This window comes from Aquiflexum balticum DSM 16537, assembly GCF_900176595.1.
In the GTDB taxonomy this organism is placed as follows: domain Bacteria; phylum Bacteroidota; class Bacteroidia; order Cytophagales; family Cyclobacteriaceae; genus Aquiflexum; species Aquiflexum balticum.
The window spans coordinates 2,560,001-2,577,137 of record NZ_LT838813.1; the positions used below are offsets into that span (position 1 = coordinate 2,560,001).

A 17,137-nucleotide genomic window follows, 5' to 3' on the forward strand; every position below is an offset into this window, starting at 1 on the left:
ACGGGTATAGTGATCCGGCGGTACTGCATGGAAAGGCCGTCGCTCAAAGGATAAAAGGTACTCTGGGGATAACAGGCTGATCTCCCCCAAGAGCTCATATCGACGGGGAGGTTTGGCACCTCGATGTCGGCTCGTCACATCCTGGGGCTGGAGAAGGTCCCAAGGGTTGGGCTGTTCGCCCATTAAAGTGGCACGCGAGCTGGGTTCAGAACGTCGTGAGACAGTTCGGTCCCTATCTGTTGCGGGCGTGGGAAGTTTGGGGAGTGCTGACCTTAGTACGAGAGGACCGGGTTGGACTGACCGCTGGTGTACCGGTTGTGGTGCCAACTGCACTGCCGGGTAGCTACGTCGGGAAGGGATAAGCGCTGAAAGCATCTAAGTGCGAAACCCCCTCCGAGATGAGACTTCCAAACAGGGCCGTCAGAGACGATGACGTTGATAGGCTGCAGGTGTAAAGCCAGGAATGGCAAAGCCGAGCAGTACTAATAGCCCGAAAACTTGCTTCAGTCCGAAGCTGCCGCATTCTCTGCGAGACATATCATGGATCTGAGTACCAAGTACCAAGTACAAAGTACAAAGATCTTGAACTTAAGATATTGGTCCCATAGCGGACACTGTATCCAGCATTGTACATCGTACTTTGTACCTGGTACAGAAAGATTAGGCGGCCCAGCGCAGGGGTCCCACCTCTTCCCATCCCGAACAGAGAAGTTAAGCCCTGCAGCGCCGATGGTACTGGGGTTACACCCGGGAGAGTAGGCCGCCGCCACATTATTCAAAAGCCAGCCCCTAAAGCTGGCTTTTGGCGTTTACAGGGTGGTATTGTTTTCCCTGCTGTCATGATCCCGGCCACCTCCTCCCATCATGAACCGCTGCGCCTGCCCGCCGCTACTTTGCCACAGATCTTTTGGGGAAACCCAAAGGTTTTTCACGTTTTGGGAATGACTTTGATATTTTATGTACTGGATTAGGGAGCCATTTTTTTTTGCTCATTGGACTAAGGCCTTGACTGACGGAAAATCCAACTAACTATCCAATTCTGAATATTTGGCAGGGTTTGACATTTGGATTATTGATAAATTTAAAAAGTTTGGGAAAATATATAATGGTGGGTAATATTTTATAGCGTAATTACTTGAACTCGACCTCAGCCATTACAGGAAAATGGTCTGAAGGATATTTCATGCCGTAATTATCCGTTAGAATGCCATGTCTTAGGACTTTAATATTTGGACTTACAAAAATATGGTCTATTATTCTATCCGGTAAAATCCCCCAATTGAATGCATTAAAAGTTCCTTGGTTTCCGACTGAAGCAGTTTTTGAGACTATTCTACTATCTTTCAAAGAAGAGTTTTCCAAAATAGTCAGATAGGCTGGATTCTCGGGGTCAACATTAAAATCACCCATAAAAATAACAGGAAGTCCAGTTTTGTTTTTTTCTTTTATTTTTCGGATCACGAGTTTACTGCTTTCTTCTCTCGCTTTTTGACCAACGTGATCATAGTGGATGTTGAAAACATAGAAAGATTTCCCATCGTTATCCTTAAATTTTGCCCAGGTACAGACGCGTTTTAAAGCAGCATCCCAACCTACGGAAGGTGTTTCTGGAGTATCTGATAGCCAAAAGGTATCATGTTCCAACAAGGAAAATTTCTCTGGATTATAAAAGATGGCACTGAATTCTCCTGACTTTCCTCCATCATCCCTTCCAACCCCGATATAGGGGAAATCTAATGCCTTTTTTAGGTCTTCCAATTGATTATACAACCCCTCTTGTGTACCGATGATATCCATTTTATGGAATATTATTTGGTTAATTAAATGTGGAGACCGATTGATCCATAAATCTGATAGATCCTTGGGATTATCAAATCTGATATTATATGTGGCTATTTGATAAGTTTGAGCCATGGATTTATTGGATTGTAGAAGAAAAATCAAATTTAAACAGATAAGAAATATTGAAAACTGAAAATTAATTGGTTTCATATCAATAAGATTTTTGAGATGTTTAATTTAGTGATTAAGTTCAAAAAAAACAGGACTACCGAAAGAAACTATAGCTGTTAATTAAAAATTTTAAAGATGCTGACAATCAATCCTGGAAATATTTCCACCTCAGAATTCCATAGCTACCTCTTGGGGGCTGTGGCTCCAAGACCCATTGCTTTTGCTAGTACAATGGATAAGAATGGTAATATTAACTTAAGCCCTTTCAGTTTCTTCAATGTTTTTGGATCCAACCCTCCCGTATTGGTATTCTCACCATCTAGGAGAGTGAGAGATAATACAACCAAACACAGCTTTGACAATGTCAAAGAGGTTCCGGAGGTAGTGATAAATATTGTGAATTTTGCCATTGTAGAGCAGATGTCTTTGGCTAGTACCGAATATGACAGAGGTATTAATGAGTTTGAGAAGTCAGGATTGACACAGGTTCCTTCTGAAATGATCAAACCCCCTAGGGTAAAAGAAGCACCGGTTGCATTTGAGTGCAAGGTTTTGAATATAATTCCAGTTGGAGAAGGTGGCGGCGCTGCAAACCTTGTGATTTGTGAAGTGATTTTAATGCATATCCATCAGGCGATTTTAGATGAGAACAATAAGATAGATCCCCAAAAATTGGATGCGGTGGCACGAATGGGGGGAGATTGGTATTGCAGAGCGAGTGGCACATCCTTATTTGAAATTCCAAAACCTATCCGAAATAAGGGAATTGGAGTGGATAATATACCCTCAGAAATCAGAAACAGTTCAGTTTTGACTGGCAATAATTTAGGTAGACTGGCAAATATTGAAATCTTACCTACGAAGGAAGAGGTGGCAGAATATTCCAATCAACCAGAAATTCAGGAAATGAAATTACGGTTTAAAAATGATCAGGAAAGTCTGATATTTCACATCCATCAATTTGCTAAAGAATCTTTGGAATCCGGGGATATTGAAAAAGCCTGGAAAATACTCTTGCAAGCATAAAAAAAGGAGCCGAAAGCTCCTTTTTTAAATGTCTATTTTGGGTTATTGAATCACTATATCAAACGGCATTCTTACCATAATTCCCTGATGTTTTTTTACATTTTCTATTTGTTCATAAATAGGGTAAAAAGAACCCAATTTCTGTTGTTGATAAAACACCTGGACATCATTGGAAAATTGATTGAGAATTCTCTCAAACCAAGGCTTTTCCTGAGGATAATAAACTACACGGTAATCATCAGACACACTTGCTTTTTCAGCTGCGATCGCAATTGCATCCTCCAAACTTCCCAAGACATCCACCAGACCATTTTCCAGTGCTTGATTTCCAGTCCAAACTCTTCCTGATGCCACTTTCATGACATCCTCTTTGGATTTGTTTCTGCCATCAGCGACTCTGGTAAGGAAAACATCATAACCTTCTTCAACCTGTCCCTGAAAAACACTTTTTTCCATTTCGGTGATTTTTCTTGTTGGACTTAGAAAATCAGAATATTCACCGGTTTTCACAACATCGGTTGTTATTCCCAATTTATTGTTGAGCAAGCCCTGTGCATTGAACCATAGTCCAAAAATCCCGATGGAACCGGTTATGGTATTTGGCTGGGCAACAATAGTGTCTGCGCCCGCAACGATGTAATACCCGCCAGAAGCTGCAACTTCACCCATTGAGGCAATTATCGGTTTTTCCTTTTTGGCTTCCTCCATTTCTCTCCAGATTACTTCCGATGCCAATGCAGATCCACCTGGAGAATTTACTCTCAGGACTATGGCTTTGATATCTTTGTTTTTTCTGGCTTTTTTGATTTCTTCTTTGAATTGTTCTGAACCGATCGTACCCTCTAATTTACCTCCCATGATTTCACCTTCGGCAATAATTACAGCAATTCTGTTTTTTGAAAGCCTGTTTTTTGTCTTTGCTGATTTGTTGATCCGGTTGATATTTACAGTGTTGATATTATCTTCTTCTTTGAGGCCAAGTTTTTCCTTGAGCAGGTTGATCACTTGATCTTCATACCATAGTGCGTCTACTAATTTATGTTCTACCGCATCTTTGGTTTTGCGGACAAGCATTTTGGAATTTATTTCACTGATTTGCTCGAAAGAAATTCCTCTTGATTCACCCACTTCTTCCAACAAGGTTTTATTTAAATCACCTAGCAATGATTCCGTCTGTAAACGACTTTCATCACTCATTTTTTCGAGCATAAAGGGTTCTACTGCACTCTTAAAATCCCCGACCCTGAAAATTTGCGGTTCAACCTCAATTTTTTCTAAAAGACCTTTGAAAAACATGACTTCAGCTGCAAAACCGTTGAACTCCATCGCTCCTGATGGATTGACATAAACCTCATCAGCAACCGAGCTAAGATAATAGCCTCCCTCAGTATAATATTCACCGTAGCTAACAATAAACTTTCCGGAATTTTTGAATTTTACCAATTCATCTCGGAATTCCTTCATTCCGGCCTGACCTGCTGTGAAAGTACCTGCTTTCAGGAAAATACCCTTTACATTTTCATTTTCCGTTGCAGTCTGAACAGCCCTTTTCAAATTCGTGAGTCCTATAGTCGGAATCCCGCCGAAAAGCCCGAAGGATGAAAAGTCAGGGTCATCTTCACTGCTTCTTTCTGTCAAAATCCGCCCCTCAAGATTCAAAACAAGCACTGTATTTTCTTTTATATCAATTTCATCCTCAGCTGAAGATATTACTGCAAGTATACCTGCTAAAATAAAAAAGCTCATCACTGAAAATATCAGCAGACCAACAATTACGGCCAAAACATTACCTAGAAATCTCATATTTTTATAAATTATTCCGCTAAATTAATTCTTTTTTATTTATGTTTAATTGATGTAGTTATTAACAGATTAATGGAGAAAGTAGTTTTGATTGTGGGAGGTAATTTAGGAAATAGATTAGCATTGATTGAGGAAGTGACTCTCCTATTGTCCAAAACGCTTGGCAATCCTCTGTCATTCTCCTCTATATATGAAACAGAGGCATGGGGAGGAATCTCATCAGGCAATTACCTCAATCAGGTTTTGGTCTATGAAACCAATGATAAACCTGAGTTTATTTTAAAATCAATTTTGGGTATTGAGGATAAATTGGGAAGGGAAAGGAAAGTCAAGTGGGGAGATAGAAATATGGATATTGATATTCTGTATTATGGTTCTAAATTAATAAACAAGGAAGATCTTACCATTCCTCACCCTTTTATTCAAGATAGAAGGTTTGTCTTGGTGCCGCTCAATGATGTCCTTCCGGATTATGTTCATCCAATACTATTAAAATCCCATTCCGAACTTCTTGATCTTTGTAAGGATCAATCACAGGTATCAGTTTATTTAAAATTAAATCCCGGAATTTAACCGGGATTTAATTTTAAATACTAGCTACTTCTGCTTCATTGTGGATTTTTTTAACTAATCCTTGGAGTACCTTACCCGGACCACACTCTATAAAAATACCGGCGCCATCTTCTACCATTTGTTGGACCGATTGAGTCCATTTTACAGGAGCAGTGAGTTGAGCTGTCAGATTTCTCTTAATTTCCTCCACATCACTGATTGCAGTCGTGCTTACATTTTGATAAATGGGACAACTAGGTTGATGAAAAGTTGTTGCTTCAATTGCTTTTTGAAGTTTATCCCTTGCAGGTTCCATAAGGGGAGAGTGAAATGCACCACCAACAGGTAGGGGCAAGGCCCTTTTTGCTCCTGCCTCTTTCATCTTTTCACATGCTATTTCTATTCCTTTATTACTTCCTGAAATCACTAGTTGGCCTGGGCAATTATAATTTGCAGGTACTACAATTTCATTTTCTATTGAGGCACATATTTCTTCCACTTTACTATCCTCCAATCCCAAAATCGCAGCCATTCCTGATGGATTGATTTCACAAGCTTCCTGCATGGCAAGTGCTCTTTGATAAACCAATTTCAAGCCATCTTCAAAAGCGAGGACGCCATTGGCAACCAATGCTGAAAATTCTCCAAGAGAATGCCCTGCTACCATATCAGGTTTAAAATCAGATGATGTCATTGCCAAAATCACCGAGTGCAAAAATATTGCAGGTTGTGTTACTTTGGTCTGTTTGAGTTCTTCTGCGGATCCTTCAAACATGATGTCTGAAATCCTGAATCCCAATATCTGATTGGCTTTTTCAAACAAGTCCTTTGCTTTTGTATCGGATTGATACAAATCTTTTCCCATTCCTGTGAACTGTGCTCCCTGACCAGGAAATACATATGCTTTTTTCATTATTCTAGATTTTGTAAAGTGCAAATATATCAAAAAAAAAGAGGTCTTGTGGGAGACCTCTCGATGGCAATAAGATCATAATTTAATCATCTATGGTAAGGGAATCTATATTCATGCCTCCCAAATCATATATTTCGGTGATTTCTTTTAATGCGGCATTGAAATCGATCTTTAAATCAATCAACTTTCCTGTGCCAACGTCAAATACCCAACCATGGATTTTCATACCTCTATTTCTTACCGCTTTTTGAACCACAGCTGTTTTTAATAAATTAACACACTGTTCCTGTACATTTAATTCAACAAGCCGATCATATTTTTCTGATTCACCTTCTATACCCTTTAGTTCGTTCCTGTGGATTCTGTAAACATCCCTGATATTCCTCAACCAGGGATTCAATATCCCCAAATCAGCGGAGTTCATAGCAGCTTTGACGCCACCACATTGATAATGGCCACAAATTACCACATGATCAACTTTTAAATAATCCACAGCATAGGTCAAAACTGACATGGCATTGAGATCAATACTGATCACCATATTGGCAATATTTCTGTGTACAAAAACATCTCCGGGTTCAACGCCCATCAAATCCTCGGCAGTGACCCGACTATCTGAGCAACCTATATATAATATATCAGGATTTTGACCTTTTGCTAAATTTTTAAAATAGTCCGAATCTTTTTCAAGTTTTTTAGCGATCCAATCCTCGTTATTTTTAAATACACTTGGTATATCCATAATATTTTCTTTTGTTCACTATAATGATAATTTATAGGATAATGAAAACCAAGAATTTCAGAGATAATAGTAGTGATCTGTAATTATTGTCAACTTTGTTTAAAGAAATTTTGCTTTCTCCTCTTCAGAGGGCAGTCGACAGGTCTCTTTTTGACCAAACCATTTATACCTGTTTCTGGCTATCCAATCGTATATAGGATTTCTTAAAAAAGAGGGGATAACAATAAAGATATAAAGTAATGGCCATAATCCACTCAAATTCCGGGCGATTTCCAAAGCAGCTCGACTTTTATAATAGACGTGGTTTTTGTGTATGTAGACCAGAGAATCCAAATATTCCTCATTGATTTGATAATCTTTCAGAATATTTTTAGAAGCGACTTCCTGAAGAGCTCCTACCTTAAATTTGTCCTTTTTATCCCTGGAAATTATAAAGTCAACAGCATTGTTGCACAAGTTACAAACACCATCAAACAATACTATTATAAATTTATCCTGAACCCTCATTCAAGAATTTGGATAGTGCCTTTCAGTTTCTTCTCCTGTAAGGCTGGGTCTAGGATGTCAAATCTGACAGTTCCGGAATAGAAATAGGTTCCAGCAGGTAATTGATTCCCATTTTTATCCCTTCCATCCCATCGGATATAAATGTCATTTTCAGAAGAAGAAAGGCTGTTATAACGGAAAACTTCAACTCCCCACCTGTTGACTATAAATATCTCAACTCCTAATACAAACCTTGGACATCTTGCAAAAGGATTATCGAAGGCCATGAAAGTGTCGTTTACACCATCTCCATTTGGAGTAAAGGCATTTGGTATTTCATAATTGGGACAATTATCCACACATACAATATTGCTCCTTTCACTTTCATTCCCGGATCTGTCCACGGCTGTGATATAATAACATCCACGGTAAGTTTGCAAATCAGTTATTATGGCATTTCTTTCGAATGGGGAATAAGTTCCAATTAAATTAAATACACCTTCTTCACCATCAGGAGAAAAATACAATTGAAAAGCACTTAATTCATCATCACAAACACCGCTGAAATCGGGATCCCAACCTAACTCATGGACAAAAGAATTGAATCCGCAACTTTTATCTGACAAAAACTCAACACAATCCGGACCTTCAAAGGTAAGCACCGGAGGGCATGGCAATCTATCGTCATCAGGCCTGGCACAGATTAACTGTGATTTGTTTTCCAGAGGGTATTCAATCAAATCGACATTATAAGACCCTTTGGTAATAACGAAATAGCAATATTCAATATCTTTTTTAAGGGAAACTCCATTGTGCCGCCCATCATCAAAATAGCTAAAACCTGCGGTGGTCACATCCACTTCAGCAATAAGCTCAAAAATATCTGCATCCTGAGCATTCGGGTCGTTTCGGTTTCGGTACACTTCATGTTTAAATTCTGAAACAGAATTGTTCCAAGGAACTACGAATTCCCAATTTAATTCGATTGCCTCGTTGATAATAATAGGTTCCAATCTGACAGAAGACGCCGAACTGGAACTGTCTATTGTAGTATTGTTTTCCTTTAAGATTACTTTATAGTTGTAAACAAGATTTTCAGTATTCAAACCGGTATCTGTGAAGGTTGTATCTGTCGTACTAAAGACAGAAACCCTGTTTTGATTTCCGGTAAATCCTGTGCTTCTCAGTAATTCATAAGTAAAAGGTCCAGGGAACTGCACCCTATCAATATCATAAGGTGGTGTCCATTTGATAAATATTTCACCATCGGTTTCACCTGTTGCCTCAACACTCACATTTGTAATTAGAGGAACATCTACATCAATCGTAATACAAATTTCTTCTGAAACAATACTCTCTCCAGCTCTTGGTTGCGGGAAAGCAGCAACCAATCTATAACAATAGGTGTTTCCAGGGGCTAATCCCTCTGACTGATTGTTATCTATAAAATTGAAAGTATCCATGTCTGTAGTTCCAACCAATTCATAGCCGGATCTGATTCCTGTTTCGCAGGAATCAGGTTCATAAGGATCGGAATTTAGCCTTCTCCAAATCTGCATGGATTGTGCTGAGCCAGAGCAAGAATATGGTTGCCATTGCAAATTTACTGATCTGCCCTGTTGCTGTTCTACATCTTCTAGGACAGGTGGTGGTCCAATTATTTTTATATTCCATGTTTTGATATCAACCAAGGCCGGACCAGATCTTGGTTGATCTGTTATCCTGATTCTTACCTGATACTCCCGCTCCCGTACATGGCTACAGATAGTCTGCCATTCAAAATTTATTATTCCAGGACTGGATTGGAATATGGATTTTGGTTGATAATCAGCTGGGGAACTCGATATTTCAACAGGATCACCGAAAACCTCGATTTTTACCGGATCACCATCAGGGTCAGATCCTTGAATGATTTCCTCTATTTTTGTGCCAGCTACCACGCAAAGGTCTGGTGGCAAGATCAATTCAGGCCTATTGTTATTGGAATTTTCAATTATGATTTGCATATCCCTGACGACATAACCAATTTCAATCCATTCTCCGGCTATTTTTCTGAACTCCCGTATTCTAAATGCAACATTATACTGCCCAGCCAATCCCGGAGCATCCCAGATTAAATCCCCTGTTAAAGGATCCAAAGTCAAAAAAGGGGGAACTCCACCATCTTCCCTATTGAAACTAAATTCAGAAGAAGAAGGATCTCTGTAATTATTTACCGGTCTTTGAAATTGTTGTTTGGGAATATCCATGGAATAAGCAAGGCTGTCTCCATCAGGATCGTATGCACCTGGATTATGGATGTATCTTTTATTGACTGCTCCATTGTCCACAGGGGGAATGGTCAATACAGGCGAATTGTTGATGCCAATAAAAGGGTCTATGACTATTTTGGTTTCGACATAAAAAGGTGTGTCCACAGAATTGTCCATGTTCAAGGTCAAATCGTTTCTATTGAATTCTCTGAACCTAATGGTATAAGCTCCGGGTCCCTGGTAGGTGTGGGTTACCACAAAAGTGTTTTTCTCAATCTGGTTACCTAAAGATTCAACCAATGTAAAATCCGCCTCGGTATTAAGCTGTACTTCCCTTCCATCACCGAAATTGACTTCGCCTGGCCCAAAAATGACACTGGATCTGGTATCAGTATAACCTACGACAGTGATTCTATAGGTCAGGGTTTGAATGGATACTCTCTCGGCAGTGATTTCCCCTGCCCGGATATGTGTTGCAAAAGAATTTGTTAAAGACAGAAACAAAAAACCGCAGGTGAGTAAAAGTAAATTGCTGAATTTCATGAAGGATTTTAATTTATCTTTTAAGATATACGAAATTAACCAAAACAGGATGAAATTATTCATTTTAATCAAACAATAAAATTAAACACTTGGTTAAATAAACGATTATAATTTGAATTTATTGGATTCTAAAGCAGCTCTATTTAGAATGTTTTAAAATAAGTTCAATCGATTGTTTATGGATTGTTTACTAAGCTTTCCAAATGTAAATTTGGCCTCGTAGTTTAAAAACCGAATTTCAATCGAACACTTAAGAAAAAGTATATGAGTTGGGTATCAAAAACCTTAAACAGCACCTTGGGCAAAAAACTGCTGATGGCCCTTACAGGATTATTTCTGATATTATTCTTAGTCGTGCATCTAGGAGGAAACCTTCAATTGCTTCTCCCTGATGGGGGTCAATCTTTTAATGTTTATTCTTATAACATGGCGACGAATCCACTGATCAGGGTTGTTTCAATTGGTAACTTTGCTTTTATTTTATTGCACGTTGTTTATTCAATTATCCTTACGAGGTATAATAAAAATTCCAGACCTGTAGCTTATGCTGTGAGTAAACCGCAGCTTAACAGCACTTGGTCATCGAGAAATATGGGTATTTTAGGAACGCTGATTCTTATTTTCTTACTGGTCCACCTGAAAGGATTTTGGTATGAATTTAAATTTGGAGAGCTCCCAACAACAGTTTACGATGGGGTTACTTATAAAAATGTTTTCGCAATCGTTTCAGAAGCCTATAGCAATATATTTTATGTTGCATTTTATGTTGTGTCTATGGGATTCTTGGGATTTCATCTTTCTCATGGCTTCGCAAGTGCATTTCAAACTCTAGGATTAAACCATGTCAAATATTCTCCCTTGATCAATAAAGTCGGTATTGGCTTTTCAATCATAGTTCCAGCACTATTTGCACTTATTCCTCTGATCATGTATTTCAAAACACTTTGATACAGCGGTTTTAATTGAATGTAGAAAAATAAAAATCTAATTTAGATGATACTAGATTCTAAAATACCCGAAGGTCCATTGGCAGAAAAATGGACCAAACATAAATTCAATGTGAAATTGGTCAACCCGGCCAATAAAAGGAAGTATGATGTGATAGTAGTCGGAACCGGACTTGCCGGAGCTTCTGCCGCTGCCTCTTTGGCAGAACTTGGTTACAATGTCAAGGCATTTTGCTTTCAGGATAGTCCTAGAAGAGCGCATTCAATAGCAGCCCAAGGTGGAATAAACGCTGCCAAAAACTATCAAAATGATGGTGATTCAGTATTCCGTTTATTCTATGATACCATCAAAGGTGGAGATTATAGGGCAAGGGAGGCCAACGTATACAGACTTGCTGAAGTATCGGTAAATATTATTGATCAATGTGTAGCACAAGGAGTTCCATTTGCCAGAGAATATGGAGGATTATTGGCCAACAGGTCTTTTGGAGGTGCACAGGTCTCAAGGACTTTCTATGCCAAAGGTCAAACAGGGCAGCAGTTGCTTTTAGGTGCTTATTCTGCACTCAGTAGACAAGTGGCCAATGGAAAAGTAAAATTGTATCCTAGGACAGAAATGATGGATTTGGTGACAATTGATGGTAAAGCCAGAGGAATTGTTACTAGAAACCTAATTACAGGAGCGATTGAATCCCACGCAGCCCATGCAGTATTACTTTGTACAGGTGGTTATGGTAATGTATTTTTCCTATCTACTAACGCAATGGGATCGAACGTTACGGCAGCTTGGAGAGCACATAAAAGAGGAGCGTTAATGGCTAATCCCTGTTACACTCAAATCCATCCAACTTGTATCCCCGTATCTGGAGATCATCAATCAAAACTGACTTTGATGTCTGAATCCCTAAGGAATGATGGCAGGGTTTGGGTGCCTGCAACTGCTGAAACAGCTGAAAAACTTAGAAAAGGTCAGATTAAAGCTAACGATATCAAGGAAGAAGATAGGGATTACTTCCTGGAAAGAAAATATCCTTCTTTCGGTAATCTTGTTCCTCGCGATGTAGCATCAAGAAATGCTAAATATATGTGTGATGAGGGTAGAGGAGTCAACGAGACAGGTGAAGCTGTGTTTTTGGACTTCAGAGATGCTATCAAGCGTGACGGAAAAAGTACTATAGAAGCAAAATATGGTAATCTCTTTGACATGTATATGCAGATTACGGGAGATAATCCATATGAAGGACCAATGATGATTTATCCTGCAGTACATTATACCATGGGCGGACTTTGGGTAGATTACAATTTGATGACGAATGTTCCTGGCTTGTATGCTTTGGGAGAAGCGAATTTTTCGGATCATGGAGCAAATAGATTGGGTGCTTCTGCACTGATGCAAGGTCTTGCAGATGGATACTTTGTTATTCCTTACACTGTAGGGGATTATCTTGCACAATCTGCTGCTGCTAAGTTGGATGTGGATCATCAAGCTTTCAAATCCGCCGAAAAAGATGTGAAAGATAGAATCCAAAAGCTTCTCAATATCAAGGGTAAAAAAACAGTAGACCATTTTCATAAGAGATTGGGAAAAATAATGTGGGACTACTGTGGAATGGCTAGAAGTGCTGAGGGACTGACCAAAGCCAAAGCTATGATCAAAGAACTGAAGGCTGAATTCTGGTCAGATGTAAAAGTTCTTGGGGATAATGAAGAATTGAACCAGTCCTTGGAAAAGGCGCATAGGGTAGCAGATTTCATTGAACTTGGAGAGTTGATGGTAGACGATGCCTTAAATAGAAATGAATCCTGTGGCGGCCATTTCAGAGAAGAATATCAAACCCCTGAAGGAGAAGCACTTAGAGACGACGAAAATTTTGCTTACGTCGCTGCATGGGAATATTTGGGAGAAGGAAAAGAAGAAGCACTGCACAAGGAGCCTCTCTTATTTGAAAATGTGAAGTTGACCCAGAGAAGTTATAAGTAATTAGAAAATTAAAATCATCAGAGCAATGAATCTTACATTGAAAATCTGGAGACAGAAAAATCACTCCGATAAAGGAGGTTTCAAAGAATATAAAGTAACGGATATTTCAAAAGACATGTCTTTTTTGGAAATGCTGGACGTTCTCAATGAACAATTGACTGAAAGAGGTGAAGATCCGGTTCATTTTGATCATGACTGTAGGGAAGGCATTTGTGGAATGTGTTCATTATATATCAATGGGAATCCTCATGGACCATTACAGACTACCACTTGTCAGTTGCATATGCGTTCCTTCCAAGATGGAGAAACCATATCTATAGAGCCTTGGCGGGCAAAATCCTTCCCAGTGGTCAAGGATTTGGTTACTGACAGGTCTGCATTTGATAGAATTATACAGGCAGGAGGGTATGTGTCGGTCAATACAGGTGGTGTTCCTGATGCCAATGAAATTCCTATCCCAAAAACAATCGCCGATATGGCCATGGATGCAGCCCAGTGTATAGGTTGTGGAGCCTGCGTTGCTGCTTGTAAAAATGCTTCAGCCATGCTGTTCACCTCAGCGAAAATTTCCCAATTAGCCTTATTACCGCAAGGACAAGTTGAAAGAAAGGCTAGAGCAGAAAAAATGGTTGCTCAAATGGATGAAGAAGGTTTCGGGGCATGTACCAATACTGGTGCATGTGAGGCAGAATGTCCAAAAGGTATCAGTATTACCAATATTGCAAGAATGAACAGGGAATATTTCTCTGCTATTGTCAGCAGTCAAAATGTCTGATATAAAAAAGTAATATAAAATTTAAGCCGGTAAATCCGGCTTTTTTTGTGACTATACGAATCTGGAATTTCAATATTCGTATATTGTTGTATTTAGATGTTTTCTTTCTTTTAGACTAATTCAAATATTGTTAACTTTGAAAATTCATATTATTTAGAAAATTTGTTAGATTTCACAAATAAGAGATTAAATGCATTTTATTGATCTCGGCATATTTGTCGGGTACATGTTGTTGATGCTTGGGGTGGGGTATTATTTTATGCGCCAAAACAGGAGTCAGGATGATTATTATGTTGGTGGAAGAAATATCGGACCATGGCATATCGGGCTATCCGTGGTCGCAACAGATGTAGGTGGGGGATTTTCTGTGGGGCTTGGTGGTTTGGGTTTTGTCATGGGCCTTTCGGGAAGTTGGATGCTTTTTACAGGATTGTTGGGGGCATGGTTAGCAGCAGTATTTTTGATCCCGAGGATAAAGCAGGATAAAGCATTCGCTAATTTTTATACTTTCCCACAAATATTCAAACATCTATTTGACAAAAAGGTAGGCATTGCTGCTGCTGTTATTTCCCTGATAGGTTATCTTGGATTTACGTCTTCACAGTTATTGGCGGGGGCTAAATTAGCCTCAGGCACTTTTATTGAATTGGGTTTGACCGAGGCCTTGTTGATAATGGGGGTTATTGCTGTGGTCTACACAGTTTTGGGTGGACTGAAGGCGGTAATCTATACAGATACAGTCCAATGGATTATTTTGATGTCGGGATTTATCTTTATTGGTCTTCCTGTTGCCTATTTTCACGTAGGTGGATGGGAAGTCATCCAAGCCACATTGCCACGGGAGTTTTTTAGTCTTTCCAACCTCAGTTGGCAGGATTTTGCCAATTGGGGCATTACAATTTTGCCAATCTGGTTTATAGGAATGACATTATATCAGAGAATTTACGCCAGCAGAGATACCAAATCTGCCCAAAAAGCTTGGTTTATAGCCGGATTGTTTGAATGGCCAATTATGGCTTTTATGGGAGTTTCCTTAGGACTTCTTTCTAGGGTGGCATTTGAACAAGGTCTCTTGATAATGGATTTGGAAACTTTGGATCCTGAAATGGGATTGCCGATTCTCCTGAGGACAATCCTGCCTCCGGGTATTTTGGGCTTGATGATGGCGGCCTATTTTTCAGCTGTACTGTCCACAGCGGATTCTTGTCTGATGGCCGCATCTGGAAATTTGTCAACAGATATATTTGGTAAATGGCTGAATAAGAAAAAAGAAAGACATCAGATTCGATATGGGCAAGTGTTTACCTTGATTTTGGGAATCATTGCCCTGATTGTAGCTATGCAAATGACAAACGTTTTGGATTTAATGTTGTATAGTTATGCATTTATGGTTTCTGGACTTTTGGTTCCGATCCTTTTCGGGTTGTTTACAAGAAAAAGAAACCCTGATGCTGCTATATCTGCCATGATTACAGGCGGGACTGTCACCGTGATTCTTGGTTTATTGACCATAGACTTACCTTTTGGGCTTGATCCGAATTTTTTTGGTGTTTTTGCCTCTTTAGCAGTGTTTTTGCTTGTTAATAAGTATAGAGAATCGAAAATTCAAAATAAAATTAATGAATATGCTTAAAATAGAAACTATATCCGCCGCAGATCAAGCTACTTTTTTACAGAAAAAAGAGATAGCAGATTTTTTGTTTGTACAGTTGGAACAATATGGTGATCCAATCAATGACATCATGAAATGTCTTGATTATGCTTTGGATCAGGCAGTGGATAAAGGCGGATTTGTGGTTTTGGCGCGTGAAAATCAAAAAATAGTTGGTGCTGTAGTCATCAATAAAACAGGAATGTCCGGATATATTCCAGAAAACATATTGGTTTATACCGCTGTAGATACTTCCCAAAGAGGAAAAGGTGTGGGTAAAAAGCTGATGACCACTGCTATTGAACTTGCCAATGGGGATATAGCACTTCACGTAGAGGCGGATAATCCCGCTAAAAAATTATATGAAAAGCTGGGGTTTACCAATAAATACCTGGAAATGAGACTTAAAAAAGAAGATGGCATATCTAACCTTAAATAGAACCAAACTCAGAGATAATTTTCAGCTTCTTAAGGAGATGTTTGAAAAAAGTGATATTTCTTGGGGGGTAGTTTCTAAGCTTTTATGTGGAAACAGAAAATTTTTGGAGGAACTGATCAATCTTGGGGTAAAAGAAATTCATGACTCGAGGATAAGTAATCTGGCTAAAATCAAAGAAATCAACCCGGAAATCCAAACTGTTTATATCAAGCCTGTTTCCAAAAGGAATATTGCCAAAATGGTCAAATATGCCGACGTGAGTCTCAACAGTGAACTGACTACCATCAAATGGATTTCAGAGGAAGCAGTAAAGCAGGGTAAAACCCATAAAATCATCATCATGGTGGAAACCGGTGACCTCAGAGAAGGAGTTATGGGTGATTATTTATTGGACTTCTATGCAAAAATATTTGAACTTCCAAATATTGAAATCATTGGACTGGGAACAAATCTCAATTGCCTCAATGGTGTAATGCCATCCACGGACAAACTGATTCAGCTGTCATTGTACAAACAGATTATTGAACTCAAATTCAACAAAAAAATACCCTGGGTATCTGCTGGTACATCTGTCACAATACCGTTGATGCTAAACAAGCAATTACCTAAAGGAATCAATCATTTCAGGGTAGGAGAAACACTTTATTTTGGTGTGGATTTATTTGAAGAAAAGATCATTGATGGCATGCATGGTGATGTTTTTGAATTGAATGCAGAAATAATTGAAATGCAGGAAAAACCATTATTGCCGTCAGGTACATTAGCGGCAAATCCCCAAGGTGAAATCATTGAAATAGATCAGCAGCTTTACGGCAAGTCTTCATTCAGAGCGATCCTGGATATAGGTCTTTTGGATGTAGATCCAAAATACCTGATTCCTGAAGACGGGGAATTTGAAATTCTTGGAGCAAGTTCTGATATGTTGATACTTAACCTTGGCACGAATCCAAAGGGCTATAAAGTGGGCGATGTGATCAAATTTAATTTGAAATACATGGGTGCCTTGGGAATATTGAATTCCAGTTATGTAGATAAGGTTATTTCTGATTAAGTGACTTAAGAAGTTTTTTAGCC

General features: G+C 39.0%; 15 protein-coding genes and 2 rRNA genes (1 of these 17 only partly in view). 10 read left to right on the plus strand and 7 right to left on the minus strand.

Translation table 11 applies throughout. The features are described from left to right. Both B9A52_RS10955 and rrf read left to right on the plus strand, forming a co-directional pair. Positions 1 to 506 (plus strand): 23S ribosomal RNA (locus B9A52_RS10955) (it extends 2,390 nt beyond the left edge of the window). 154 nt (positions 507 to 660) lie between these two features. Further along, positions 661 to 772, plus strand: a 5S ribosomal RNA gene (gene rrf / locus B9A52_RS10960). Positions 773 to 809: 37 nt separating this feature from the next. On the opposite strand, the gene B9A52_RS26345 is transcribed toward rrf, so the two are convergent. Together B9A52_RS26345 and B9A52_RS10965 are read right to left on the minus strand one after the other, a co-directional pair. Next, complete coding sequence (locus tag B9A52_RS26345) at positions 810 to 932, minus strand: hypothetical protein (protein ID WP_262483149.1); 123 nt, start codon at positions 930 to 932, stop codon at positions 810 to 812. Positions 933 to 1,131: 199 nt separating this feature from the next. Next, positions 1,132 to 1,914 (minus strand): endonuclease/exonuclease/phosphatase family protein, encoded by a 783-nt coding sequence (locus B9A52_RS10965; RefSeq protein ID WP_231955565.1) that lies wholly within the window; start codon positions 1,912 to 1,914, stop codon positions 1,132 to 1,134. A 174-nt stretch (positions 1,915 to 2,088) separates the two neighbouring features. Here B9A52_RS10965 and B9A52_RS10970 point away from each other — a divergent pair, with 174 nt between their 5' ends. After that, positions 2,089 to 2,979 (plus strand): flavin reductase family protein, encoded by an 891-nt coding sequence (locus tag B9A52_RS10970; RefSeq protein WP_084120509.1) that lies wholly within the window; start codon positions 2,089 to 2,091, stop codon positions 2,977 to 2,979. Positions 2,980 to 3,021: 42 nt separating this feature from the next. Here B9A52_RS10970 and sppA read toward each other — a convergent pair whose 3' ends face one another. After that, positions 3,022 to 4,782: a signal peptide peptidase SppA gene (sppA, locus tag B9A52_RS10975; protein ID WP_084120510.1), complete on the minus strand. Its 1,761-nt coding sequence runs from the start codon at positions 4,780 to 4,782 to the stop codon at positions 3,022 to 3,024. Between the two features lie 72 nt (positions 4,783 to 4,854). Here sppA and folK point away from each other — a divergent pair, with 72 nt between their 5' ends. Beyond that, positions 4,855 to 5,355, plus strand: coding sequence for a 2-amino-4-hydroxy-6-hydroxymethyldihydropteridine diphosphokinase (gene folK / locus B9A52_RS10980; RefSeq protein ID WP_084120511.1), 501 nt, complete (start codon positions 4,855 to 4,857; stop codon positions 5,353 to 5,355). A 13-nt stretch (positions 5,356 to 5,368) separates the two neighbouring features. Here folK and fabD read toward each other — a convergent pair whose 3' ends face one another. The 4 genes from fabD to B9A52_RS11000 all read right to left on the minus strand — a co-directional run bounded on the left by fabD (position 5,369) and on the right by B9A52_RS11000 (position 10,270). After that, complete coding sequence (gene fabD, locus B9A52_RS10985; RefSeq protein WP_084120512.1) at positions 5,369 to 6,247, minus strand: ACP S-malonyltransferase; 879 nt, start codon at positions 6,245 to 6,247, stop codon at positions 5,369 to 5,371. 82 nt (positions 6,248 to 6,329) lie between these two features. Then, positions 6,330 to 6,989 carry a carbonic anhydrase gene (locus B9A52_RS10990; RefSeq protein ID WP_084120513.1) on the minus strand — a complete coding sequence of 220 codons (660 nt, stop codon included), beginning with the start codon at positions 6,987 to 6,989 and terminating at the stop codon, positions 6,330 to 6,332. A gap of 99 nt (positions 6,990 to 7,088) precedes the next feature. Next, on the minus strand, positions 7,089 to 7,496 hold the full coding sequence (locus tag B9A52_RS10995) for a thiol-disulfide oxidoreductase DCC family protein (protein WP_084120514.1): 408 nt from the start codon (positions 7,494 to 7,496) through the stop codon (positions 7,089 to 7,091). Beyond that, the gene (locus B9A52_RS11000) at positions 7,493 to 10,270 is read right to left on the minus strand and encodes a T9SS type B sorting domain-containing protein (RefSeq protein WP_084123473.1); all 2,778 of its coding nucleotides are present in this window, start codon (positions 10,268 to 10,270) and stop codon (positions 7,493 to 7,495) included. Before B9A52_RS11000 ends, B9A52_RS10995 begins: the two co-directional genes overlap by 4 nt. A 264-nt stretch (positions 10,271 to 10,534) precedes the next feature. Between B9A52_RS11000 and B9A52_RS11005 the strand changes: the two genes are divergently transcribed. The 6 genes from B9A52_RS11005 (at position 10,535) to B9A52_RS11030 (ending at position 17,114) form a co-directional block, all read left to right on the plus strand. Then, positions 10,535 to 11,218 carry a succinate dehydrogenase cytochrome b subunit gene (locus B9A52_RS11005; protein WP_084120515.1) on the plus strand — a complete coding sequence of 228 codons (684 nt, stop codon included), beginning with the start codon at positions 10,535 to 10,537 and terminating at the stop codon, positions 11,216 to 11,218. A 45-nt stretch (positions 11,219 to 11,263) separates the two neighbouring features. Next, entirely contained in the window at positions 11,264 to 13,198 is a 1,935-nt protein-coding gene (locus B9A52_RS11010) for a fumarate reductase/succinate dehydrogenase flavoprotein subunit (protein WP_084120516.1), read from the plus strand. A 25-nt stretch (positions 13,199 to 13,223) separates the two neighbouring features. Beyond that, positions 13,224 to 13,973 carry a succinate dehydrogenase/fumarate reductase iron-sulfur subunit gene (locus B9A52_RS11015; protein ID WP_084120517.1) on the plus strand — a complete coding sequence of 250 codons (750 nt, stop codon included), beginning with the start codon at positions 13,224 to 13,226 and terminating at the stop codon, positions 13,971 to 13,973. A gap of 190 nt (positions 13,974 to 14,163) precedes the next feature. Beyond that, entirely contained in the window at positions 14,164 to 15,606 is a 1,443-nt protein-coding gene (locus B9A52_RS11020) for a sodium:solute symporter family protein (protein WP_084120518.1), read from the plus strand. Then, positions 15,599 to 16,063 carry a GNAT family N-acetyltransferase gene (locus tag B9A52_RS11025; RefSeq protein ID WP_084123474.1) on the plus strand — a complete coding sequence of 155 codons (465 nt, stop codon included), beginning with the start codon at positions 15,599 to 15,601 and terminating at the stop codon, positions 16,061 to 16,063. Before B9A52_RS11020 ends, B9A52_RS11025 begins: the two co-directional genes overlap by 8 nt. Beyond that, positions 16,041 to 17,114, plus strand: a complete 1,074-nt coding sequence (locus B9A52_RS11030) for an alanine racemase (protein WP_084120519.1) — start codon at positions 16,041 to 16,043, stop codon at positions 17,112 to 17,114. Before B9A52_RS11025 ends, B9A52_RS11030 begins: the two co-directional genes overlap by 23 nt. Positions 17,115 to 17,137: the final 23 nt, after the last annotated feature.

Coding starts and splice junctions, on each gene's coding strand:
- B9A52_RS10965 (WP_231955565.1), bottom strand. CDS start 1,914: ATGGCTCAAACTTATCAAATAGCCACATATAATATCAGATTTGATAAT.
- B9A52_RS10970 (WP_084120509.1), top strand. CDS start 2,089: ATGCTGACAATCAATCCTGGAAATATTTCCACCTCAGAATTCCATAGC.
- sppA (WP_084120510.1), bottom strand. CDS start 4,782: ATGAGATTTCTAGGTAATGTTTTGGCCGTAATTGTTGGTCTGCTGATA.
- folK (WP_084120511.1), top strand. CDS start 4,855: ATGGAGAAAGTAGTTTTGATTGTGGGAGGTAATTTAGGAAATAGATTA.
- fabD (WP_084120512.1), bottom strand. CDS start 6,247: ATGAAAAAAGCATATGTATTTCCTGGTCAGGGAGCACAGTTCACAGGA.
- B9A52_RS10990 (WP_084120513.1), bottom strand. CDS start 6,989: ATGGATATACCAAGTGTATTTAAAAATAACGAGGATTGGATCGCTAAA.
- B9A52_RS10995 (WP_084120514.1), bottom strand. CDS start 7,496: ATGAGGGTTCAGGATAAATTTATAATAGTATTGTTTGATGGTGTTTGT.
- B9A52_RS11000 (WP_084123473.1), bottom strand. CDS start 10,270: ATGAAATTCAGCAATTTACTTTTACTCACCTGCGGTTTTTTGTTTCTG.
- B9A52_RS11005 (WP_084120515.1), top strand. CDS start 10,535: ATGAGTTGGGTATCAAAAACCTTAAACAGCACCTTGGGCAAAAAACTG.
- B9A52_RS11010 (WP_084120516.1), top strand. CDS start 11,264: ATGATACTAGATTCTAAAATACCCGAAGGTCCATTGGCAGAAAAATGG.
- B9A52_RS11015 (WP_084120517.1), top strand. CDS start 13,224: ATGAATCTTACATTGAAAATCTGGAGACAGAAAAATCACTCCGATAAA.
- B9A52_RS11020 (WP_084120518.1), top strand. CDS start 14,164: ATGCATTTTATTGATCTCGGCATATTTGTCGGGTACATGTTGTTGATG.
- B9A52_RS11025 (WP_084123474.1), top strand. CDS start 15,599: ATGCTTAAAATAGAAACTATATCCGCCGCAGATCAAGCTACTTTTTTA.
- B9A52_RS11030 (WP_084120519.1), top strand. CDS start 16,041: ATGGCATATCTAACCTTAAATAGAACCAAACTCAGAGATAATTTTCAG.